This is a genomic window from Citrobacter sp. C1 (assembly GCF_014596895.2).
GTDB lineage: Bacteria > Pseudomonadota > Gammaproteobacteria > Enterobacterales > Enterobacteriaceae > Citrobacter > Citrobacter gillenii.
Genome location: NZ_CP115035.1, coordinates 1,291,364 through 1,311,852, shown reverse-complemented (window position 1 = coordinate 1,311,852; position 20,489 = coordinate 1,291,364). Strand labels below are relative to the sequence as shown.

19 protein-coding genes and 1 rRNA gene are annotated in these 20,489 nt (G+C 52.8%); 8 read left to right on the top strand and 12 right to left on the bottom strand.

Annotation, left to right across the window (positions count from 1 at the left end; genetic code table 11):
* Nucleotides 1-59 precede the first annotated feature (59 nt).
* The 7 genes from lepB to rseD all read right to left on the bottom strand — a co-directional run bounded on the left by lepB (nt 60) and on the right by rseD (nt 5,953).
* Nucleotides 60-1,034 (bottom strand): signal peptidase I, encoded by a 975-nt coding sequence (lepB, locus tag IB214_RS06270; RefSeq protein WP_096756126.1) that lies wholly within the window; start codon nt 1,032-1,034, stop codon nt 60-62.
* A 15-nt stretch (nt 1,035-1,049) separates the two neighbouring features.
* Nucleotides 1,050-2,849, bottom strand: coding sequence for a translation elongation factor 4 (gene lepA / locus IB214_RS06265; protein WP_096756125.1), 1,800 nt, complete (start codon nt 2,847-2,849; stop codon nt 1,050-1,052).
* A 265-nt stretch (nt 2,850-3,114) separates the two neighbouring features.
* Nucleotides 3,115-3,579 (bottom strand): SoxR-reducing system protein RseC, encoded by a 465-nt coding sequence (gene rseC / locus IB214_RS06260; RefSeq protein WP_115257751.1) that lies wholly within the window; start codon nt 3,577-3,579, stop codon nt 3,115-3,117.
* Nucleotides 3,576-4,532 carry a sigma-E factor regulatory protein RseB gene (rseB, locus tag IB214_RS06255; protein WP_117343490.1) on the bottom strand — a complete coding sequence of 319 codons (957 nt, stop codon included), beginning with the start codon at nt 4,530-4,532 and terminating at the stop codon, nt 3,576-3,578. The genes rseC and rseB overlap by 4 nt, the downstream gene beginning before the upstream one ends.
* On the bottom strand, nt 4,532-5,185 hold the full coding sequence (gene rseA / locus IB214_RS06250; protein ID WP_115257749.1) for an anti-sigma-E factor RseA: 654 nt from the start codon (nt 5,183-5,185) through the stop codon (nt 4,532-4,534). The genes rseB and rseA overlap by 1 nt, the downstream gene beginning before the upstream one ends.
* 31 nt (nt 5,186-5,216) lie before the next feature.
* Nucleotides 5,217-5,792: an RNA polymerase sigma factor RpoE gene (rpoE, locus tag IB214_RS06245; RefSeq protein ID WP_003037573.1), complete on the bottom strand. Its 576-nt coding sequence runs from the start codon at nt 5,790-5,792 to the stop codon at nt 5,217-5,219.
* A complete protein-coding gene (rseD, locus tag IB214_RS06240; protein ID WP_135324714.1) occupies nt 5,789-5,953 on the bottom strand; it encodes a rpoE leader peptide RseD in 165 nt (54 codons plus the stop codon). The genes rpoE and rseD overlap by 4 nt, the downstream gene beginning before the upstream one ends.
* A 263-nt stretch (nt 5,954-6,216) precedes the next feature.
* Between rseD and nadB the strand changes: the two genes are divergently transcribed.
* Nucleotides 6,217-7,839 (top strand): L-aspartate oxidase, encoded by a 1,623-nt coding sequence (gene nadB / locus IB214_RS06235; protein WP_117343489.1) that lies wholly within the window; start codon nt 6,217-6,219, stop codon nt 7,837-7,839.
* Here the strand turns inward: nadB and trmN are convergent.
* The gene (gene trmN / locus IB214_RS06230) at nt 7,824-8,561 is read right to left on the bottom strand and encodes a tRNA(1)(Val) (adenine(37)-N(6))-methyltransferase TrmN (protein ID WP_115257747.1); all 738 of its coding nucleotides are present in this window, start codon (nt 8,559-8,561) and stop codon (nt 7,824-7,826) included. The two genes, nadB and trmN, sit on opposite strands and share 16 nt — an antisense overlap.
* A 130-nt stretch (nt 8,562-8,691) precedes the next feature.
* On the opposite strand from trmN, the gene srmB reads away from it, so the two are divergent.
* Nucleotides 8,692-10,020 carry an ATP-dependent RNA helicase SrmB gene (srmB, locus tag IB214_RS06225; RefSeq protein WP_096756119.1) on the top strand — a complete coding sequence of 443 codons (1,329 nt, stop codon included), beginning with the start codon at nt 8,692-8,694 and terminating at the stop codon, nt 10,018-10,020.
* 123 nt (nt 10,021-10,143) lie between these two features.
* Here the strand turns inward: srmB and grcA are convergent, their stop codons facing one another.
* Entirely contained in the window at nt 10,144-10,527 is a 384-nt protein-coding gene (gene grcA, locus IB214_RS06220) for an autonomous glycyl radical cofactor GrcA (RefSeq protein WP_096756118.1), read from the bottom strand.
* 317 nt (nt 10,528-10,844) lie between these two features.
* On the opposite strand from grcA, the gene ung reads away from it, so the two are divergent.
* Entirely contained in the window at nt 10,845-11,534 is a 690-nt protein-coding gene (ung, locus tag IB214_RS06215) for a uracil-DNA glycosylase (protein ID WP_096756117.1), read from the top strand.
* A gap of 33 nt (nt 11,535-11,567) precedes the next feature.
* Here the strand turns inward: ung and IB214_RS06210 are convergent, their stop codons facing one another.
* Nucleotides 11,568-12,647 carry a tRNA/rRNA methyltransferase gene (locus IB214_RS06210; RefSeq protein ID WP_117343488.1) on the bottom strand — a complete coding sequence of 360 codons (1,080 nt, stop codon included), beginning with the start codon at nt 12,645-12,647 and terminating at the stop codon, nt 11,568-11,570.
* Between the two features lie 208 nt (nt 12,648-12,855).
* On the opposite strand from IB214_RS06210, the gene trxC reads away from it, so the two are divergent.
* From trxC to IB214_RS06185, 5 genes are all read left to right on the top strand, one after another.
* Nucleotides 12,856-13,275 (top strand): thioredoxin TrxC, encoded by a 420-nt coding sequence (gene trxC, locus IB214_RS06205; RefSeq protein ID WP_045446319.1) that lies wholly within the window; start codon nt 12,856-12,858, stop codon nt 13,273-13,275.
* 69 nt (nt 13,276-13,344) lie between these two features.
* On the top strand, nt 13,345-14,043 hold the full coding sequence (tapT, locus tag IB214_RS06200) for a tRNA-uridine aminocarboxypropyltransferase (protein WP_096756114.1): 699 nt from the start codon (nt 13,345-13,347) through the stop codon (nt 14,041-14,043).
* Nucleotides 14,044-14,079: 36 nt separating this feature from the next.
* Entirely contained in the window at nt 14,080-16,740 is a 2,661-nt protein-coding gene (gene pat / locus IB214_RS06195) for a protein lysine acetyltransferase (protein WP_117343487.1), read from the top strand.
* Between the two features lie 114 nt (nt 16,741-16,854).
* The gene (pssA, locus tag IB214_RS06190; protein ID WP_117343486.1) at nt 16,855-18,210 is read left to right on the top strand and encodes a CDP-diacylglycerol--serine O-phosphatidyltransferase; all 1,356 of its coding nucleotides are present in this window, start codon (nt 16,855-16,857) and stop codon (nt 18,208-18,210) included.
* Nucleotides 18,211-18,253: 43 nt separating this feature from the next.
* Nucleotides 18,254-18,577: a YfiM family lipoprotein gene (locus IB214_RS06185; protein WP_096759352.1), complete on the top strand. Its 324-nt coding sequence runs from the start codon at nt 18,254-18,256 to the stop codon at nt 18,575-18,577.
* On the opposite strand, the gene IB214_RS06180 is transcribed toward IB214_RS06185, so the two are convergent.
* A complete protein-coding gene (locus IB214_RS06180; protein WP_115257745.1) occupies nt 18,574-19,872 on the bottom strand; it encodes an MFS transporter in 1,299 nt (432 codons plus the stop codon). The two genes, IB214_RS06185 and IB214_RS06180, sit on opposite strands and share 4 nt — an antisense overlap.
* 438 nt (nt 19,873-20,310) lie before the next feature.
* A 5S ribosomal RNA gene (rrf, locus tag IB214_RS06175) occupies nt 20,311-20,426 on the bottom strand.
* Nucleotides 20,427-20,489 lie beyond the last annotated feature (63 nt).

The following is a 20,489-nucleotide window of genomic DNA, read 5'->3' as shown; positions in this document are numbered from 1 at the left end:
ATCCGAGAAATAATTCACGTTGCCGCCATTATGACGACAACGTGAACGATTATCAGCAATTAATGAATACCACCAATACGGCTTAAACGAACACCGGTCGGCCATTCACCTTCTTGCTTGTCGAAACTCATCCAGATGCCCGTCGCTTTACCCACCAGATTCGCTTCCGGTACAAATCCCCAGTAACGGCTGTCCGCGCTGTTGTCGCGGTTATCACCCATCATGAAGTAGTGTCCCGGTGGAACAATCCAGGTCGCCAGTTGCTGACCCGGTTGGCGGTAGTACATCCCCACCTGATCCTGCGCGATTGGCACGGTCAGAATGCGGTGCGTCACCTCGCCCAGCGTCTCTTTACGTTCGGTCAGGCGAATACCGTTATCTTTCGTTTCGCTCAGCGGAAGTTCGAAGAAACCACTGGTCGCTTCGCCACCGTTACGACGTGCAAACGTCTGCACGAAATCACTCGGCTGAACGTCAGAGTACGTGACCGGCAATGCGTTTTGACACGCCTGACCGGAGCGGCATCCTGGCTGGATCGTGACCTCTTTCGCCACTGGATCGTACGTCACTTTGTCTCCCGGTAAACCGACAGCGCGTTTGATGTAGTCCAGGCGCGGATCCTCCGGGTATTTAAACACCACGACATCACCGCGTTTCGGATGGCCCGTTTCGATCAGTGTTTTCTGATAAATCGGATCTTTAATTCCGTAGGCAAATTTCTCCACCAGAATAAAATCACCAATTAACAGCGTCGGCATCATCGAACCCGATGGGATCTGGAACGGCTCATAAATAAATGAACGCACCACCAGTACAATCGCCAGTACCGGGAACACGGATGCTCCGGTTTCCAGCCAGCCCGGCTTCGGGGAGACTTTTTTCAGCGTTGCGTTATCCAGTGAATCACCCGCAGCGGCTTGTGCCGCTGCCTGACGCTCCCGGCGTTTTGGCGCAAAGATAAATTTATCTACGCACCATAAAATGCCCGTCACCAGTGTGGCAATCACCAGAATCAGGGCAAACATATTCGCCATGCCAACTCCTTAGGATTATTTGCTGTCTTTACCGACATGCAGAATGGCGAGGAACGCTTCCTGAGGCAGCTCGACGTTACCGATCTGCTTCATGCGTTTTTTACCTTCTTTCTGTTTCTGCAGCAGCTTTTTCTTACGGCTAATATCACCGCCATAGCACTTAGCCAGAACGTTTTTACGCAGCTGCTTAACCGTTGAACGCGCAATGATGTGCGTACCAATGGCTGCCTGAATCGCGATATCAAACTGCTGGCGTGGGATCAGTTCTTTCATCTTTTCCACCAGCTCACGGCCGCGGCTCTGTGAGTTATCACGGTGGGTAATGAGCGCCAGCGCATCAACACGCTCGTTGTTGATCAGAACATCAACGCGCACCATGTCAGAGGCCTGGAAGCGTTTGAAGTTATAGTCCAGTGACGCATAGCCACGAGACGTTGACTTCAGGCGGTCGAAGAAGTCGAGCACCACTTCTGCCATCGGGATTTCATAGGTCAGCGCCACCTGGTTACCGTGGTAAACCATGTTGGTCTGTACGCCACGCTTCTCGATACACAGCGTGATAACGTTGCCGAGATATGCCTGAGGCAGCAGCATATGACACTCAGCGATCGGCTCGCGCAGCTCATAGATGTTGTTCAGCGGCGGCAGTTTGGACGGGCTATCGACATAGATAGTCTCTTTACCCGTGGTTTCAACTTCGTAAACAACAGTCGGTGCAGTGGTTATCAGGTCCAGATCGTATTCACGTTCCAGACGTTCCTGAATGATCTCCATGTGCAGCAAACCAAGGAAGCCACAGCGGAAGCCGAAGCCCAGCGCGGTAGAGCTTTCCGGTTCATAGAACAGGGAGGCATCGTTCAGGCTCAGCTTACCTAACGCATCACGGAAGTTTTCGTAATCGTCAGAGCTGACCGGGAACAGACCGGCGTAAACCTGCGGTTTCACCTTTTTAAATCCTGGCAGCGCTTTATCTGCCGGATTACGTGCCTGAGTCAGCGTATCGCCGACCGGGGCACCGAGGATGTCTTTAATCGCACAAACCAGCCAACCCACTTCGCCGCACTTCAGTTCGGTACGGTCAACCTGCTTAGGCGTGAAGATCCCCAGACGGTCAGCGTTATACACCTGCCCGGTGCTCATCACTTTGATTTTGTCGCCTTTGCGCATGGTGCCGTTTTTAATACGTACCAGCGAGACCACACCCAGATAGTTATCGAACCAGGAGTCGATGATCAGCGCCTGCAGCGGGCCTTCCGGGTCACCTTCCGGCGGCGGAATTTCGCGCACCAGACGTTCCAGAACGTCGGTCACGCCGACGCCGGTTTTCGCCGAGCAGCGAACCGCATCTGTCGCATCGATACCGACGATATCTTCGATCTCTTCCGCTACACGCTCAGGATCGGCAGCCGGCAGGTCAATTTTGTTCAGTACCGGCACTACCTCGAGATCCATTTCCAGGGCGGTATAGCAGTTAGCCAGCGTTTGCGCTTCAACACCCTGTCCGGCGTCAACCACCAGCAGAGCGCCTTCACAGGCGGCAAGCGAGCGCGAAACTTCATACGAGAAGTCAACGTGGCCCGGCGTGTCGATAAAGTTAAGCTGGTAGGTTTCACCATCAGATGATTTGAAATCGAGCGTCACGCTCTGCGCTTTGATAGTAATACCGCGCTCACGCTCAAGATCCATCGAGTCGAGAACCTGCGCTTCCATTTCACGGTCAGACAGGCCACCGCAGATCTGGATAATACGGTCAGACAGCGTTGATTTACCGTGGTCGATGTGAGCTATGATTGAAAAGTTACGTATGTTCTTCATATAGTGTAATTATTGTGCCTTACGCCTGCCTGGGCAGGCTTTGAGAAGTCGCTGTTCTGAGCTTAACGTCGGTTTAAGTGAAACGCCGCATTCTACACTACAACGCTGAGGCGAGGAAATGTTCATAGAGCAAGGATAGCGGGAACTGGAAACAACTTAGCAAAGTCAGTGAAACTTTTACCGAAGTACGGCGAAAGTGCCCTATCTGGCCTACGTAGTAACGGTCCTGTAGGCCTGATAAGCGCAGCGCCATCAGGCATATATATCACTGGTGTGTTTCGACGCGAAGAAGGTCAGGCGGGAGAGCGACATTGAGAATCACCGGTTGCCAGGCCTCACGTTCAGCCAGCTTGCGTGAGAAACCACGAGCAATCAGGAATCCACCCACACCGCCCAGTATCGCACCGCTTAACGCGGCGATATCGCTGCCAAACAACACCTGGAACAATGCGGCAAAAACAAACAGCCCCGCCAGCGGAGACAGATAGACTAACATTGCCGAGCCCAACAGGCTGCCTTCAGCAATGCCTAGCTCAACTTTCTGACCGGGAGCCAGAGGTTCAACGCTAGGCACCACAATGGTGTGCGTTGTCTGCGGTCCCAGTTTATTCAGCACACGGCTTCCGCATCCGGCCCTTGAGGCACAGCTGCTGCACGACGCTTTAACGTCACAGCTGACTGTCGCCAGGCCATTTTGCCAGGAAACAACCGTTGCCCACTCTTTGATCATTGTGCAGCCCTGAACTTGATATTGTCCGCGATGCGCTTCGCCGTTTGCGGCGGAAGTTCACCAACGATAGTGATTTCGGCATTATCTCGTACGCTGGTACTGACCGTGCGGCGTCCGGTACGCAGGAGCTGATCGGCGCTGTTTTGCTGCGCGCGGTTCACATTCACAGAGAAGCTGAACAGCCCGTCAGAATAAAGACGCGATTCAATCGGCATATTGTCCATCGTCGGCAGTGGACGACGGCTGCTGGAGACTTCACTGAATCCTTGCGGCAACCATGATGGGCTCCAGTTGAAGTTGGTTTTCTCGCCCGCGGGAACAGATAGCAACGGCGGCAGGTTGGCTTTTGCCAGCGTCTGCATGCTGTCTCCGACGCCGCTATTCACAGTAAAAGCGATCACGCGGAACTGTTCCAGCGTTTCGCCATCCCGGTCAAGAAGATCGACGCGCATCGGTAGCTTAGTTTCGGTGTCCATCCAGACAATGTAGCTGTAACGAGTCCCGTCACGCGCCACGACGCGGAGTACTTCACAAAGCCTGTCGGCAATACGTGTTCGGCCTACCGAGATAAAATCATAGTAGGGTGCGAGACGTTTAAAGTCGGTGTAAATCAGAGATGGCAGAGAATCAACAATATAATCACCGTTCAGCGTGAACGGTTCGAGCCCCGGCTCAAAATAGCTGATTTCATTTCCACGTTGTACGACTTCCCGGCGTGGTCCATCTAATTGCAACAGTTGTGCAAGCGGACGATTATCCAGACGAGCATGACGATAACGTAGGGATTCAACACCCTGTTTATTGATGCTGACGAAGGACAGCTCATAGGTGAGCGACTGGCTGGCCAGATTCATCTGCTGCAATAATGCCCCGGACGCAGGAGTGGCCGAGGCGTTGACAGAGAAGAACAGGCTACCAGCCACAAGTGACATGGCAAACCAAAGTTGCTTCATTACTGCGATTGCGTTCCTAAAGTTTGAATTCCTGGCACCTGTACAGCGGCTTGCTGTGTCTGTGCCTGCTCAAACTGAAGCTGTTCGGAGTGCAGTCGGCGCTGCAGTTCGTAATCCTGCAACATAGCATTAATACGACGACGCTGCTCCTGCACCTGCTGTTGCTGACCGCCGCTGCTGGCCGTCGCGTCAGAAGGTACACCCAAGCTCACCGGACTGGCTTTACCCATCATCGGTAATGTATTAAATACCGGCGTTTCGGGCTGCTGGGACGTTTCAGATTGCCCATTATAGTGCTGGACGCCAACGATAACTGCAAGCGATACGCACGCGGCCACACCCATTTGAGTAAGCTGAGCGGCCCACGGACGCATTTTCTTCCAGAATGGCATTTTCTGCCACTGATGTGGTGCTGGCTGGGCCTCAGGAATCAATGGCGCCGCCTGACGTACTGGCTCATCTGCGATGGCTGCCATTACTCGGTCGGAAATATCGAAATGGAGAACGTCGGCGGTATCACCTCGCATGGAATCGCGGATCAGGTGATAACTCTCCCAGGTTTTTTGCATTTCCGGGTCGTGAGTCAGCTCTTTGAGTAACTCAGTATCCAGCGTTTCGCCATCCATTAAAGCGGAAAGTTTTTCTTTCTGCATGCCTAATACCTTTTCCAGTATCCCGCTACCGTCAACGCCTGATAAGCGGTTGAACTTTATTATCAATAGCTTCCCTCGCTCGGAAGATACGAGAACGCACCGTACCCACCGGACAATCCATGATAGCGGCTATCTCTTCATAGCTCAGGCCATCCAGCTCCCGCAAGGTTATTGCCATGCGTAAATCTTCCGGGAGGGACTCAATAGTTCGGAAAACTATCTGTCTCAGTTCTTCTGACAACATTAAGTTCTCAGGGTTCGAAATTTCTTTCAGCGCACCGCCACTTTCGTAATTTTCTGCTTCTATCGCATCTATATCACTGGAAGGTGGACGACGCCCCTGAGCGACCAGGTAATTCTTCGCTGTATTGACTGCAATACGATACAGCCAGGTATAAAAAGCACTATCTCCCCGGAACGAATCCAGCGCACGATAGGCCTTAATAAATGCTTCCTGTACAACATCGGGAACATCGCCCGACGGTACATAGCGGGAAACCAGGCTCGCCACCTTATGCTGATAGCGAACTACCAGTAAATTAAAGGCTTTCTGATCTCCCTTCTGGACCCGTTCTACCAGGACCTGGTCCGTTAACTGCTCGCTCATCCGAGGTAAAGTCTCCCCAAACCAAATTTCCACGCGCTTTCGAAACGCCACTCCATCAGCTGCAATATGAGCAAGCAATGACTTAGAGTGCTCAAGTTTCGTAAAGTTCCGTTACGCATTTGTTTTTGTTTGTCATGTTGTAGACAGGTCTTATCTCTCATTATAAGTCTACATAACCCGATCAACGCACTATCTGTACAGAAATGCCCATTAAACCGCTTGCAGAGTAACCCAACGGGCACTTTATTTCATCTCCTAATCTGACGCTAACGGCCTGCTACACAAAATATTTTTCATACTTTACCTCTCACTATGAATTTCTTTCGTGTTTAGCCATTGCAACACAATTAAAAATATAACGTGCAGTTTCGCACAATGTGGTGCTATGGTGACCAAACACTGTTTAGTAAATTAAACAACAATCATGAATACAACGCCTGAATTATCCTGTGATGTGCTGATTATTGGCAGCGGTGCTGCCGGACTCTCACTGGCTTTGCGCTTGGCTGAGAAACATCGGGTTATTGTCCTGAGTAAAGGGCCTGTGAGTGAAGGCTCTACATTCTATGCCCAGGGAGGCATTGCCGCTGTTTTTGATGAAACCGACAGTATCGATTCTCACGTCGAGGATACGCTGATTGCCGGCGCGGGATTGTGCGATCGCCATGCAGTTGAGTTCGTCGCCAGCAACGCCCGAACGTGCGTCCAGTGGCTCATTGATCAAGGCGTTTTGTTTGATACGCAGGTTCAGCCCAATGGTGAAGAGAGTTATCACCTGACCCGCGAAGGCGGCCATAGCCATCGACGTATTCTGCATGCGGCTGATGCCACCGGCAAAGAGGTTGAAACTACGCTGGTCAGCAAGGCACAAAATCATCCCAACATTCAGGTGCTGGAACGTAGCAACGCCGTGGACCTGATCATCTCCGATAAAATCGGCTTGCCGGGCACGCGCCGGGTAGTTGGCGCATGGATCTGGAACCGTAATAAAGAAGCCGTCGAAACCTGCCATGCCAAATCCGTCGTGCTGGCCACCGGTGGTGCATCGAAGGTCTATCAGTACACCACCAATCCGGATATCTCCTCAGGCGATGGAATTGCGATGGCCTGGCGCGCAGGGTGTCGTGTCGCCAACCTCGAATTTAATCAGTTTCACCCCACCGCGCTGTATCACCCGCAGGCGCGCAATTTTCTACTGACTGAAGCGCTGCGTGGCGAAGGTGCCCATCTGAAGCGCCCGGACGGCTCACGCTTTATGCCCGACTTTGATGAGCGTGGTGAACTGGCGCCGCGCGATATCGTGGCGCGTGCTATCGATCATGAAATGAAGCGTCTGGGTGCGGACTGCATGTTCATCGACATCAGTCATAAACCGGAAGAATTTGTCCGCCAGCATTTTCCGATGATTTATGAAAAGCTGCTGGGCCTGGGGATCGACCTGACCAAAGAGCCAGTGCCTATCGTGCCAGCTGCGCACTATACCTGCGGTGGCGTGATGGTCGATGATTTTGGTCGGACTGACGTCGACGGTCTGTATGCCATCGGCGAAGTGAGCTACACCGGGCTGCATGGTGCAAATCGTATGGCGTCTAACTCACTGCTGGAGTGCCTGGTCTACGGCTGGTCTGCAGCTGAAGATATTGATCGTAGAATGCCCTACGCACGTAGTGTAAGCACGCTTCCGGGTTGGGATGAAAGCCGGGTTGAAAATCCGGATGAGCTGGTTGTCATCCAGCATAACTGGCATGAACTGCGGCTATTTATGTGGGATTACGTTGGCATTGTACGCACCACTAAACGTCTGGAGCGAGCCCTGCGGCGTATCACGATGCTGCAACAGGAAATCGACGAGTATTACGCCCATTTCCGCGTGTCGAACAATTTACTGGAGCTGCGCAATTTGGTGCAGGTTGCCGAGCTGATTGTGCGCTGCGCAATGATGCGTAAAGAGAGCCGGGGCCTGCACTTCACGCTGGATTATCCAGAGCAGTTGCCTGAATCCGGCCCTTCTATTCTTTCGCCGCTTAGCCATCACATAAACAGATAAAATGCCTGGGTCAGCGCGGTGTAACCTTCTGAGTAACGCTGGTCTGGCCCACGGATCACTAATCTGTCGCTAAAGCACTCCCCGGCCTGCGGGGAGAAAGCCAGCAGGACCCGATGCGGCAGTCGGGCTTCGGTTTCCGCCACATCCGTACGCAGACGCAGATGCCATCCCATGTTTAATGCCTGCTGGGTAAAAGCGTTACCAATCTGCTCCGGCAGTACCACGCAAAAAAAACCCTCTTCTGTAATACTGTCCGCCGCCAGCGTTATCAGCGCCGCATGATCGAGCGTCGTGGTATAACGTGCCTGCTCGCGCTGTGGCGTACCACACTCCACGCCTTGCTCATAATAAGGGGGATTACTGATAATCAGATCAAAGCGCACGGTCTGGCGAGGTATCCACCGTTGAGCATCTTCAGTATGGATCCGGATACGCTGCCCCCACGGAGATTGCGCGATGTTTTCCTCTGCCTGTTGCGCGGCGTCAACATCCAGCTCCACCGCATCAATCAGGACGCTGTTATCTGTACGCTGGGCCAGCATCAGTGCTAACAAACCACTCCCGGTGCCGATATCAAGGATCCGCTTTACGCCTGCGACAGGGGCCCAGGCCCCCAATAAAATTCCGTCAGTCCCAACTTTCATTGCACAACGATCGTGTGCCACAAAAAACTGTTTAAAGGTAAACCCATTACGTCGAAGTACTGATGAAGACTGGGGCATGAAAAACAACCTTCCTGGAAAAAAAACGATAACATAGGATAAAAACAATACCTGAGAAGGTATATCCATACAAACAGATGAAGATTGCAGCCGTAACGTCTATAATCAGCGCCCCACACAGAGGTAGAACATGACTGTAACGACTTTTTCCGAACTTGAACTCGATGAAAGCCTGCTGGATGCCCTCCAGGAAAAAGGTTTCACTCGCCCGACAGCTATTCAGGCAGCCGCCATTCCACCTGCGCTCGATGGCCGTGATGTACTCGGTTCTGCGCCGACAGGCACCGGTAAAACGGCGGCATATTTGCTGCCAGTGTTGCAGCACCTGCTCGACTTTCCGCGCAAAAAATCAGGTCCACCGCGCGTTTTAATTCTGACGCCGACCCGTGAACTGGCAATGCAAGTTGCCGATCACGCCCGTGAACTGGCGAAGAATACGCATCTGGATGTCGCCACCATCACCGGCGGCGTGGCCTACATGAACCATATGGAAGTGTTCAGCGAAAATCAGGACATCGTGGTCGCGACCACCGGACGTCTGCTGCAATACATTAAAGAAGAGAACTTCGACTGCCATGCGGTTGAAACGCTGATCCTCGATGAAGCCGACCGTATGCTGGATATGGGCTTCGCGCAGGATATCGAGCATATTGCCGGTGAAACCCGCTGGCGCAAGCAGACCATGCTGTTCTCTGCCACGCTGGAAGGCAATGCGGTTAAAGATTTTGCCGAGCGCCTGCTGGAAGATCCGGTTGAGGTTTCTGCGGATCCATCCACCCGCGAACGTAAGAAGATCCATCAGTGGTACTATCGTGCAGATGATATCGAACACAAAACAGCGTTGCTGATTCACCTGTTAAAACAGCCTGAAGCAACGCGTTCTATCGTCTTTGTGCGTAAACGCGAGCGCGTGCACGAGCTGGCTGGCTGGCTGCGCCAGGCGGGGATCAACAACTGCTATCTCGAAGGCGAGATGGTACAAAGCAAGCGTAACGAAGCGATCAAACGCCTGACCGATGGTCGTGTGAATGTGCTGGTTGCCACCGACGTTGCGGCACGCGGTATCGACATTCCTGATGTCAGCCACGTGTTTAACTACGACATGCCGCGTAGTGGCGATGCCTATTTGCACCGTATTGGCCGTACCGGTCGCGCAGGCCGTAAAGGCACCGCCATTTCTCTGGTAGAAGCGCACGACCACCTGCTGCTCGGCAAAGCGAGTCGCTATGTCGACGAGCAGCTAAAGCCGCGCGTGGTTGACGAACTGCGTCCAACAACGCGCGCGCCAAGTGAGAAGTCTAACGGTAAGCCATCCAAGAAAGTGCTGGCGAAACGTGCAGAGAAAAAAGAGAAAGATAAAGAGAAGCCGCGCGTGAAGAAACGTCACCGCGACGCCAAAAATATCGGCAAGCGTCGCAAGCCGAGCGCAGCTGCCGCGCCGCAGTCTGACAAAGAGTAAACGGTATGCCGGGTTAATGAACCCGGCATTTTTTTACCTTCTTTCAACGACAAAAAAGCGGAACATGCACTGGCATGTTCCGCTTTTTTATTATCTGATTTCCGGGGTACAACCCCGCGAGCCTTACAGGCTCTCAGTAAAGGTACGGGCAATAACGTCGCGCTGCTGTTCTGGAGTCAGTGAGTTGAAACGCACCGCATAACCAGAAACACGAATAGTCAGCTGCGGGTATTTTTCCGGGTGCTTAACCGCATCTTCCAGCGTTTCACGACGCAGAACGTTAACGTTCAGGTGCTGGCCACCTTCTACGCGAACTTCTGGCTGTACGTCTACCGGTACTTCACGGTATTCGATTTCGCCCAGTTTGCTGACGGCAACGACTTCATCAGCAGAGAAACCTGCTTTAGCAACGATGCAGCGTGCTTCGCCTTTTTCGCTGTCCAGCAGCCAGAAAGAGTTCAGCAGGTCGTCGTTTGCAGCTTTAGTAATCTGGATACCTGTAATCATGTTGATGCCTCCCCGGCAAAATTATTTGATTTCGGTTGGCCGTCGCGCGGCCAATTGGTAAAACCATTGTTGCTTGAGTGTATATATACCCCTCGCACACCCTTGATTCCTTGATTTAAATCAACAAAAACCACACACGCAAAGTGGTAATGAGTGGATTTTATTGTTTTACATCAACTTACGCTATGCGTGTAGATAAAATTTTTACATAAATTTTCAACTATCTTTAAGGGGTAGTCCCTTGAGAATCGTAGAGAATTTTGCGCCCCAGAGAGAAGCAGTTAAGCTAGGGGGAATGAAATTCGCAGGAGAGCGAGATGACTACCGAATTAACCTGGCACGATGTGCTGACCGAAGAAAAACAGCAACCCTATTTTGTTAACACTTTGCATACCGTCGCCGGTGAACGCCAGTCAGGCATGACGATTTACCCGCCGCAAAAAGATGTGTTTAACGCATTTCGCTTTACCGAGCTTGGCGATGTGAAAGTTGTCATCCTGGGACAGGACCCTTACCACGGTCCCGGCCAGGCACATGGCCTCGCGTTTTCTGTGCGCCCAGGCGTAGCCACTCCACCGTCATTACTGAATATGTATAAAGAACTCGAAGCGACGGTCCCAGGCTTTACACGCCCCACACACGGGTATCTGGAAAGCTGGGCACGTCAGGGGGTACTGTTACTGAACACCGTCCTTACCGTCCGGGCAGGACAGGCACATTCGCATGCCAGTCTGGGCTGGGAAACCTTTACGGATAAAGTCATTAGCCTGATTAACGAGCACCGTGAAGGCGTGGTGTTTTTACTCTGGGGCGCGCACGCGCAGAAGAAAGGGGCCATTATTGACGCGCAGCGTCACCATATTCTGAAAGCGCCGCATCCGTCTCCGCTCTCGGCACACCGCGGATTCTTTGGCTGCAATCACTTTGTTCTGGCAAATGAGTGGCTGGAAAAACGCGGTGAAAAACCGATCGACTGGATGCCGGTGCTGCCGGCTGAGAGCGAGTAAAAAAATGCCAGCGATTCGCTGGCATTTTTACTATCAGGCTTTGTTCTGACGCCACCACTCCGCGAGCAGGACGCCCGTCGCGACGGAGACGTTGAGCGTTTCTACATTGCCCGTACCGTCGATGGCGATGCACAAATCGTCTGCAGAACATGCTGCTTCCGGTAGCGCATCACGCTCGCGGCCTAACACCAGCACCATTTTTTCTGGCAGCGTGGTGTTGAATAACGGCTTACCTTTGTCGCTGGAGGTCATCACGACCGTGTAGCCTGCTTTGCGGAAATCATCCAGCACATCCACAATACTGTCGCCAGTGATCGGTTGCACGTGCTCGGCACCGCCTTCCGCGGTACGGATAGCTGCACCGGATTCCAGCAGCGCGGCATCCTGTACGACCACGCCTTTCACACCGAAGTGAGCGCAACTGCGCATCATGCCGCCCAGGTTATGCGGGTTGGCGATATCTTCCAGCGCCAGTACGCAATCCTGCGCCCCCGCCTGGCCAACCCACTGCTTAACGGTTGTACCGTTACGTTTTTTAATCAGGAAACACACGCCGCCATGGTGTTCAGTACCGGAAGCTTTCGCCAGTTCGGCTTCGTCAACCACGTGGTAGGCTTTGCGGTTTGCCGCCATCCAGCGTAATGCTTCTTTAAATCGTGGTGTCACGCTCTGGACAAACCAGGCGCGGACAATGGCGTCCGGACGGCTCTGGAACAGAGCCTGACAGGCATTCTCACCGTAAACGCGGGTTTCTTCCGCACGCTGACGACGTAATACTTCAGGATCGATAAAGCTCTTGCCGCTGATCCCACCGTGATCGGCTTTTTCCGCTACGTCATCGCTCGGCGCGCGGGATACGGTACGCCACGGTGAGTCTTCACGTTTACGGTCGCGTTCAACATCGCGGTCACGTCCACGATCGCGGCCACGTTCACTGTTCGGACCCTTTCTGTCATCACGGGCAGGGCGACGACCGCCTTCGGCTCGGGAAGTACCTGGGCGACCGCCGCCTTTACCGGTACGTGGATTTTGGGTGCGCTTGTCCGAGTCATCGTCACTGCGGACGTACATCACTTTGACCTTGCCGTTTTTGTTCTTCAGTTCGTCGCTCATTTCTTTTCTCCACCTGCTCTGCGCGAAGCGCGCAGATTACCCGATGTGCACGTCGTTAGCCATTATTTCATTTAAAAGCTTATGACTATTGTACTCATTGAATAAAACGCATTGCTGTTTAAAACAGTCTCCCCGATAATATGTAACATAACAGAAACATATCGGCGTGATTGCCGCGAAGTCCACTCTACTCATCCAGAGGTTAGTTATGAATACCGTTTGTACCAGCTGCCAGGCTATCAACCGCATCCCCGAAGATCGTGTTCAGGATACGGCCAAATGCGGACGCTGTGGTCACGACCTGTTTGACGGTGAGGTGATCAATGCGACCGGTGCTACGCTGGATAAGCTGTTAAAAGACGATCTTCCGGTGGTGGTCGATTTCTGGGCGCCATGGTGTGGCCCATGCCGTAACTTCGCCCCCATCTTTGAAGATGTCGCTGAAGAGCGTAGCGGTAAAGTGCGTTTTGTTAAAGTGAATACCGAAGCTGAACGCGAACTCAGCGCACGTTTCGGCATCCGCAGCATTCCGACCATTATGATATTCAAGAAAGGTGAAGTCGTCGATATGCTCAATGGCGCAGTGCCTAAAGCCCCGTTTGATAGCTGGCTTAACGAATCATTATAATCTCTACGGGGCACATCTTGTGCCCCGTTTTGTCCTCTGCGACAATAGCATTTTTCAACGTGCTTCCCGATGACCAATAACGCCGTTCTCCAGTTACGTGCCGAGCGCCTTGCGCGCGCCACGCGCCCTTTTCTCGCCCGAGGTAACCGTATTCGCCGCTGCCAGCGCTGCTTACTGCCGCTGAAACTGTGCCTGTGCGAAACGCTGAGACCTGCCCAGGCGAAGAGTCGTTTTTGCCTGGTAATGTTTGACACCGAACCGATGAAACCCAGCAACACCGGGCGTTTGATTGCTGATATTCTGCCGGATACCGCCGCGTTTCAGTGGTCTCGCACCGAGCCGCCGTCAGCGCTGCTTGAACTGGTTAACAATCCGGATTATCAACCGATGGTGGTCTTCCCGGCATCTTATGCCGACGAGGGCCGTGAGGTCATTTTCACGCCACCTACGGGTAAAACACCGTTGTTCATTATGCTTGATGGCACCTGGCCAGAAGCGCGCAAAATGTTCCGTAAAAGTCCGTACCTCGATAACCTGCCGGTTATCTCCGTCGATTTATCACGTCTTTCCGCTTACCGTCTGCGCGAAGCCCATGCCGAGGGGCAGTATTGCACCGCCGAAGTGGCGATTGCCTTACTGGATCTGGCTGGAGACACGCAGGCAGCCGAAGGATTAAGTGAGCACTTCACGCTTTTTAAAACTCGCTACCTGGCAGGAAAAACCCAACATCAGGGAAGCGTCACAGCAGACTCGACAGAAAACGTTTAAAATCATCCGGTCACTGGTGTCATTAAGGAAGCCGATATGAGTCAACGTGGTCTGGAAGCGCTACTGCGACCAAAATCCATTGCGGTGATTGGGGCGTCAATGAAGCCCAATCGTGCGGGTTACCTGATGATGCGTAACTTACTGGCCGGCGGCTTCAATGGACCGGTTTTACCGGTGACGCCGGCCTGGAAAGCGGTGTTGGGTGTGCTGGCCTGGCCCACTATCGCCAGCCTGCCTTTTTCTCCCGATCTCGCCGTGCTGTGTACCAATGCCAGCCGCAACCTGACGCTGCTGGAGGCGCTAGGCGAGAAAGGCTGCAAAACCTGTATTATTTTGTCAGCGCCCACGGCGCAGCACGCTGAACTGCTGGCCTGCGCATCACGCTATAAAATACGTCTGCTCGGCCCCAACAGTCTGGGGCTTCTCGCCCCCTGGCAGGGGCTTAACGCCAGTTTTTCACCGGTACCGATTAAACGCGGCAAGCTGGCATTTATTTCCCAGTCGGCGGCGATTTCCAACACCATTCTGGACTGGGCGCAGCAGCGCGACATGGGGTTTTCCTGGTTTATTGCCCTGGGTGACAGTCTGGACATTGACGTTGATGAGCTGCTTGATTACCTGGCACGCGACAGTAAAACCAGTGCGATTTTGCTCTACCTCGAACATTTGAGCGATGCCCGCCGTTTTGTCTCGGCGGCACGTAGCGCGTCGCGTAACAAACCCATTTTGGTGATTAAAAGCGGTCGCAGCCCTGCGGCTCAGCGCTTGCTGCATACCAGCTCGGGGATGGACCCAGCCTGGGACGCCGCCATTCAGCGTGCCGGTCTGCTGCGCGTGCAGGACACACACGAGCTTTTCTCAGCGGTGGAAACCCTCAGCCACATGCGCCCATTACGTGGCGACAGGCTGATGATCATCAGCAATGGTGCCGCCCCTGCTGCACTGGCTTTAGATGAGCTGTGGTCGCGAAACGGCAAACTGGCCACGCTAAGCGAAGAGACCTGCCAGAAACTACGCGATGCGTTACCAACCCACGTTGATATCGCCAACCCACTGGATTTGCGCGACGATGCCAGCAGTGAGCATTACGTTAAAACGCTGAATATTTTACTCGCCAGCCAGGATTTCGACGCCCTGATGGTCATCCACTCGCCTAGCGCAGCCGCACCTGGCACCGAAAGCGCGCAGGCGCTGATTGAGGCGGTGAAACAACATCCGCGCGGCAAGTTTGTCTCCTTACTCACTAACTGGTGCGGGGAGTTTTCATCCCAGGAAGCCCGCAGGTTGTTTAGTGAAGCGGGATTACCTACCTATCGTACACCGGAAGGCACCATCACCGCGTTTATGCATATGGTTGAATATCGGCGTAACCAGAAGCAGCTGCGTGAAACACCAGTGCTCCCTGACAGCCTGACGGCCAACACCGCCGAGGCACATAATCTGTTACAACAGGCGATTGCTGACGGGGCAACATCGCTGGATACGCATGAAGTTCAGCCTATTTTGCACGCCTATGGCTTGCACACGCTGCCCACCTGGATTGCCAGCGACAGCGCAGAAGCCGTACACATCGCCGAGCAAATTGGTTATCCGGTAGCGCTCAAGCTACGTTCTCCCGATATCCCGCATAAATCGGAAGTTCAAGGGGTTATGCTCTACCTGCGAACGGCAACCGAAGTGCAGCAGGCCGCCAATGCGATTTTTGATCGGGTGAAAATGGCCTGGCCGCAGGCGCGTATCCACGGTTTGCTTGTCCAGAGTATGGCTAACCGCGCGGGGGCTCAGGAACTGCGCGTGGTCGTCGAACACGATCCGGTATTTGGGCCACTCATTATGTTGGGAGAAGGTGGCGTAGAGTGGCGACCGGAAGAGCAAGCCGTGGTGGCATTGCCGCCGCTGAACATGAACCTCGCACGATATCTGGTTATCCAGGGGATCAAAAACAAAAAGATTCGCGCCCGCAGTGCGCTACGTCCTTTAGACGTCGCCGGTTTAAGCCAGCTTTTGGTTCAGGTGTCCAATTTGATCGTCGATTGCCCGGAAATTCAACGTCTGGATATCCACCCATTACTGGCATCCGCCGGTGAATTCACCGCCCTCGATGTTACGCTGGATATTGCCCCATTCACGGGCGACAACGAAAGCAGACTGGCCGTGCGTCCCTATCCTCATCAGCTTGAAGAGTGGGTCGAAATGAAAAATGGTGAACGCTGCCTGTTCCGCCCTATTCTGCCGGAGGATGAACCCCATCTGCAGCAGTTCATTTCGCAAGTGACGAAGGAAGATCTATATTACCGCTATTTCAGTGAGATCAATGAATTTACCCATGAAGATTTAGCCAATATGACGCAGATCGACTACGATCGGGAAATGGCCTTTGTGGCGGTACGTTGCCGTGATAACACTGAAGAGATCCTCGGCGTGACGCGCGCAATTTCCGATCCCGATAACATCGATGCCGAATTTGCCGTACTGGTACGATCGGATCTCAAAGGGCTGGGGCTCGGGCGGCGATTGATGGAAAAATTAATTACCTACACCCGAGATCACGGACTGAGACGTCTGAATGGTATTACGATGCCGAACAATCGGGGGATGGTCGCCCTGGCCCGAAAACTCGGGTTTGCTGTAGACGTCCAGCTCGAAGAGGGAATTGTTGGGCTAACGCTTAATCTGGCCCAATATGAGGAATCGTGAGTAAGGTACTGGAAATGTTGACCACTTTAACGGGTACTGGTGTTATCATTGCTCGCTTATGTCGTCTGCATAGCACAGAGGACCCTTCAATGAACAGAGAAGAAATGCACTGTGATGTTGTCAAAATTTAAGCGTAATAAACATCAACAACACCTTGCCCAACTACCGAAGATTTCTCAATCAGTTGATGATGTAGATTTCTTTTATGCTCCCGCTAATTTCAGGGAGACTCTGCTGGAGAAAATAGCCAGCGCGACGCGACGTATTTGCATCATCGCCCTGTATCTGGAACAGGACGACGGTGGCAAAGGCATCCTCGACGCGCTTTATGCGGCTAAGCGGCAGCGTCCTGAGCTTGATATCCGGGTGCTTGTCGACTGGCATCGTGCCCAGCGCGGACGCATTGGCGCAGCAGCGTCTAATACCAACGCTGACTGGTACTGCCGAATGGCGCAAGAAAATCCAGGGATCGATATTCCGGTCTACGGCGTACCGATTAACACCCGTGAAGCGCTTGGCGTCCTGCATTTCAAAGGCTTTATCATCGATGATAGCGTTCTGTATAGCGGCGCCAGCCTGAACGACGTTTACCTACATCAGCATGATAAATATCGCTACGATCGCTACCAGTTGATTCGCAATGCGCAAATGGCTGACATCATGTTCGACTGGGTCACGCAGAACCTGATGAATGGTCGCGGCGTGAATCGTCTTGATGATATCAATCGCCCTAAAAGCCCGGAAATTAAAAACGACATCCGCCTGTATCGTCAGGAATTACGTGATGCGTCATTCCATTTCCAGGGTAATGCGGATAATGAACAGCTTTCGGTGACGCCTCTGGTTGGGCTCGGAAAATCCAGTCTGCTGAATAAGACCATTTTCCATCTGATGCCCTGCGCAGAGCAGAAACTCACAATCTGTACCCCTTATTTCAACCTGCCAGCGATACTGGTGCGCAATATTATCCAGCTTCTGCGTGAAGGGAAAAAGGTTGAAATTATCGTGGGCGATAAGACCGCTAACGACTTTTTCATCCCGGAAGATGAGCCGTTTAAGATTATCGGCGCGCTGCCCTATCTGTATGAAATAAACCTTCGCCGCTTCCTGAGCCGACTACAGTATTACGTTAATACCGATCAACTGGTCGTACGCTTATGGAAAGATGATGACAATACTTATCATCTGAAAGGCATGTGGGTGGATGATAAATGGATGCTGCTCACCGGCAACAACCTTAACCCTCGCGCCTGGCGCCTGGATCTGGAAAACGCCATTCTGATCCACGATCCTAAGCAGGAACTGACTCTTCAGCGTGAGAAAGAGCTGGAGCTCATCCGCACACATACTACCGTCGTTAAGCACTATCGCGACCTGCAGAGTATTGCCGACTATCCGGTTAAAGTGCGTAAGCTCATCCGTCGACTCCGCCGTATCCGAATCGACAGATTAATCAGCCGTATTCTGTAACCTGAACCCCGTCGCTGACGGGGTTTTTCCTATGGAGACGACGGTGCGCCTGTTTATTCTCGCCAGTATCCTGACACTTTCTGGTTGTAGCCATATGGCGAACGACAACTGGAGTGGGCAAGACAAAGCACAACACTTTATTGCCTCAGCCATGTTGGCCGCCGCCGGTAACGAGTACGCTCAGCATCAGGGAAACAGCGCCGATCGCAGCGCTGCCATCGGTTTCATGTTCTCCATTAGCCTTGGCGCATCAAAAGAACTTTGGGACAGCCGCCCCACAGGAAGCGGCTGGAGTTGGAAAGATTTTGCCTGGGATGTCGCCGGCGCATCCACCGGCTATGCCGTCTGGCAAATGGCCCACCATTAGAGGCGCAGGCCTTTACCTTTGCGGTGCAGCAGTAATGAGACAAAGAATGCAACCACGGCCAGAGCGGTGACGTACCAGAAAAATGTGGTTTCCATACCAACAGACTTCAGCGACAGCGCAACATATTCGGCCGATCCACCAAACAAGGCATTCGCCACTGCATAAGACAATCCTACCCCCAACGCGCGAACCTGCGCCGGGAACATTTCGGCCTTCAGAATGCCACTGATTGAAGTGTAGAAACTGACGATCAACAAGGCACACATGACCAGACCAAATGCCATATACGGGGAGGTTACATTCTGCAACGCCGTCAGGATAGGAACGGTAAACAACGTGGCTAATGCGCCAAAACACAGCATCGAGGTACGGCGGCCAATTTTATCTGACAACGCGCCGAACAGCGGCTGTACCAGCATAAACACGCACAGTGCCGCCGTCATTATACCACTGGCCACGTTGGCATGCATACCTGCCGTATTCACCAGGTACTTCTGCATGTAGGTGGTGAAGGTATAGAAACACAACGAACCCGCAGCAGTAAATCCGAGCACCATCACGAAGGCCTTGCGGTTACGCCATAGTCCTTTCAGGGAGCCTGCTTCTTTCAGCGCACGCACATCCTGTTTTGAGGTTTCATCTAACTGACGACGTAACCAAAGCGCGACAATCGCCAGTACGGCTCCCAGCGCAAAGGGAATACGCCAGCCCCATGCTCTGAGCGCTGAGTCTTCTAACGTTTGCTGTAATATCACCACAACCAGCAATGCCAGAAGTTGCCCACCAATCAAGGTCACGTATTGGAATGAGGCATAAAACCCTTTCTTACCTTCCACGGCGACTTCACTCATGTAGGTCGCACTGGTGCCATATTCTCCGCCAACAGACAGCCCCTGAAATAATCTGGCGAGCAGCAGCAGCGCAGGTGCCCAAGTGCCAATGGTTTCATACCCCGGCAGACAGGCGATCACCAGCGATCCCATACACATCATGCATACTGACAATAACATGGACTTTTTACGTCCGTGCTTATCGGCTATCCGGCCAAAAATCCATCCGCCAATAGGCCGCATCAGAAACCCTGCGGCGAAAACCCCAGCAGTCTGTAACAGTTGTGTGGTGGTGTTTCCTGAAGGAAAAAAGATATGGGCAAAATAGAGGGAACAGAAAGAGTAGATGTAGAAGTCAAACCATTCGACCAGATTCCCTGATGATGCCCCTACGATTGCCCATATACGACGACGGGTGTCGCTGTCCGTCAGCACCCGATTCTCAGTTACACTGCTATCAGCCATTAGAATTGTACCCCTGCCAAGGATCTTGTGAATTTATCAATGATGTCTAGTGCATTTTTAGTGAATGGAATGTTATATAATTGTTATTTTTTATTATGGGATATATATCACATTTTTAATTAGCAGGGAAAGGTTTCGGATTTTTACGAGGAGGGCAGGACGGATTTTTGCAGCACGGATAAAGCGCTGACGCGGCTATCCACCCGCTTTCACATACAACAGACGCAAAAAAGCCCATCCGTCAGGATGGGCTTCTTCACTTGTTTGATGCCTGGCAGTTTATGGCGGCCGTCCTGCCCGCCACCCTGCGGGCCGTTGCTTCGCAACGTTCAAATCCGCTCCCGGCGGATTTGTCCTACTCAGGAGAGCACTCACCGACAGACAACAGATAAAACAAAAGGCCCAGTCTTTCGACTGAGCCTTTTGTTTCTGTTTGATGCCTGGCAGTTCCCTACTCTCGCATGGGGAGACCCCACACTACCATCGGCGCTACGGCGTTTCACTTCTGAGTTCGGCATGGGGTCAGGTGGGACCACCGCGCTACAGCCGCCAGGCAAATTCTGTTATCAGACCGCTTCTGCGTTCTGATTTTATCTGTATCAAGCTGAATTGATGTC

What these genes read in the sequence shown, in the direction of transcription:
- lepB (WP_096756126.1), bottom strand. Translation starts at nt 1,034, where the DNA reads ATGGCGAATATGTTTGCCCTGATTCTGGTGATTGCCACACTGGTGACG.
- lepA (WP_096756125.1), bottom strand. Translation starts at nt 2,849, where the DNA reads ATGAAGAACATACGTAACTTTTCAATCATAGCTCACATCGACCACGGT.
- rseC (WP_115257751.1), bottom strand. Translation starts at nt 3,579, where the DNA reads ATGATCAAAGAGTGGGCAACGGTTGTTTCCTGGCAAAATGGCCTGGCG.
- rseB (WP_117343490.1), bottom strand. Translation starts at nt 4,532, where the DNA reads ATGAAGCAACTTTGGTTTGCCATGTCACTTGTGGCTGGTAGCCTGTTC.
- rseA (WP_115257749.1), bottom strand. Translation starts at nt 5,185, where the DNA reads ATGCAGAAAGAAAAACTTTCCGCTTTAATGGATGGCGAAACGCTGGAT.
- rpoE (WP_003037573.1), bottom strand. Translation starts at nt 5,792, where the DNA reads ATGAGCGAGCAGTTAACGGACCAGGTCCTGGTAGAACGGGTCCAGAAG.
- rseD (WP_135324714.1), bottom strand. Translation starts at nt 5,953, where the DNA reads ATGAGAGATAAGACCTGTCTACAACATGACAAACAAAAACAAATGCGT.
- nadB (WP_117343489.1), top strand. Translation starts at nt 6,217, where the DNA reads ATGAATACAACGCCTGAATTATCCTGTGATGTGCTGATTATTGGCAGC.
- trmN (WP_115257747.1), bottom strand. Translation starts at nt 8,561, where the DNA reads ATGCCCCAGTCTTCATCAGTACTTCGACGTAATGGGTTTACCTTTAAA.
- srmB (WP_096756119.1), top strand. Translation starts at nt 8,692, where the DNA reads ATGACTGTAACGACTTTTTCCGAACTTGAACTCGATGAAAGCCTGCTG.
- grcA (WP_096756118.1), bottom strand. Translation starts at nt 10,527, where the DNA reads ATGATTACAGGTATCCAGATTACTAAAGCTGCAAACGACGACCTGCTG.
- ung (WP_096756117.1), top strand. Translation starts at nt 10,845, where the DNA reads ATGACTACCGAATTAACCTGGCACGATGTGCTGACCGAAGAAAAACAG.
- IB214_RS06210 (WP_117343488.1), bottom strand. Translation starts at nt 12,647, where the DNA reads ATGAGCGACGAACTGAAGAACAAAAACGGCAAGGTCAAAGTGATGTAC.
- trxC (WP_045446319.1), top strand. Translation starts at nt 12,856, where the DNA reads ATGAATACCGTTTGTACCAGCTGCCAGGCTATCAACCGCATCCCCGAA.
- tapT (WP_096756114.1), top strand. Translation starts at nt 13,345, where the DNA reads ATGACCAATAACGCCGTTCTCCAGTTACGTGCCGAGCGCCTTGCGCGC.
- pat (WP_117343487.1), top strand. Translation starts at nt 14,080, where the DNA reads ATGAGTCAACGTGGTCTGGAAGCGCTACTGCGACCAAAATCCATTGCG.
- pssA (WP_117343486.1), top strand. Translation starts at nt 16,855, where the DNA reads ATGTTGTCAAAATTTAAGCGTAATAAACATCAACAACACCTTGCCCAA.
- IB214_RS06180 (WP_115257745.1), bottom strand. Translation starts at nt 19,872, where the DNA reads ATGGCTGATAGCAGTGTAACTGAGAATCGGGTGCTGACGGACAGCGAC.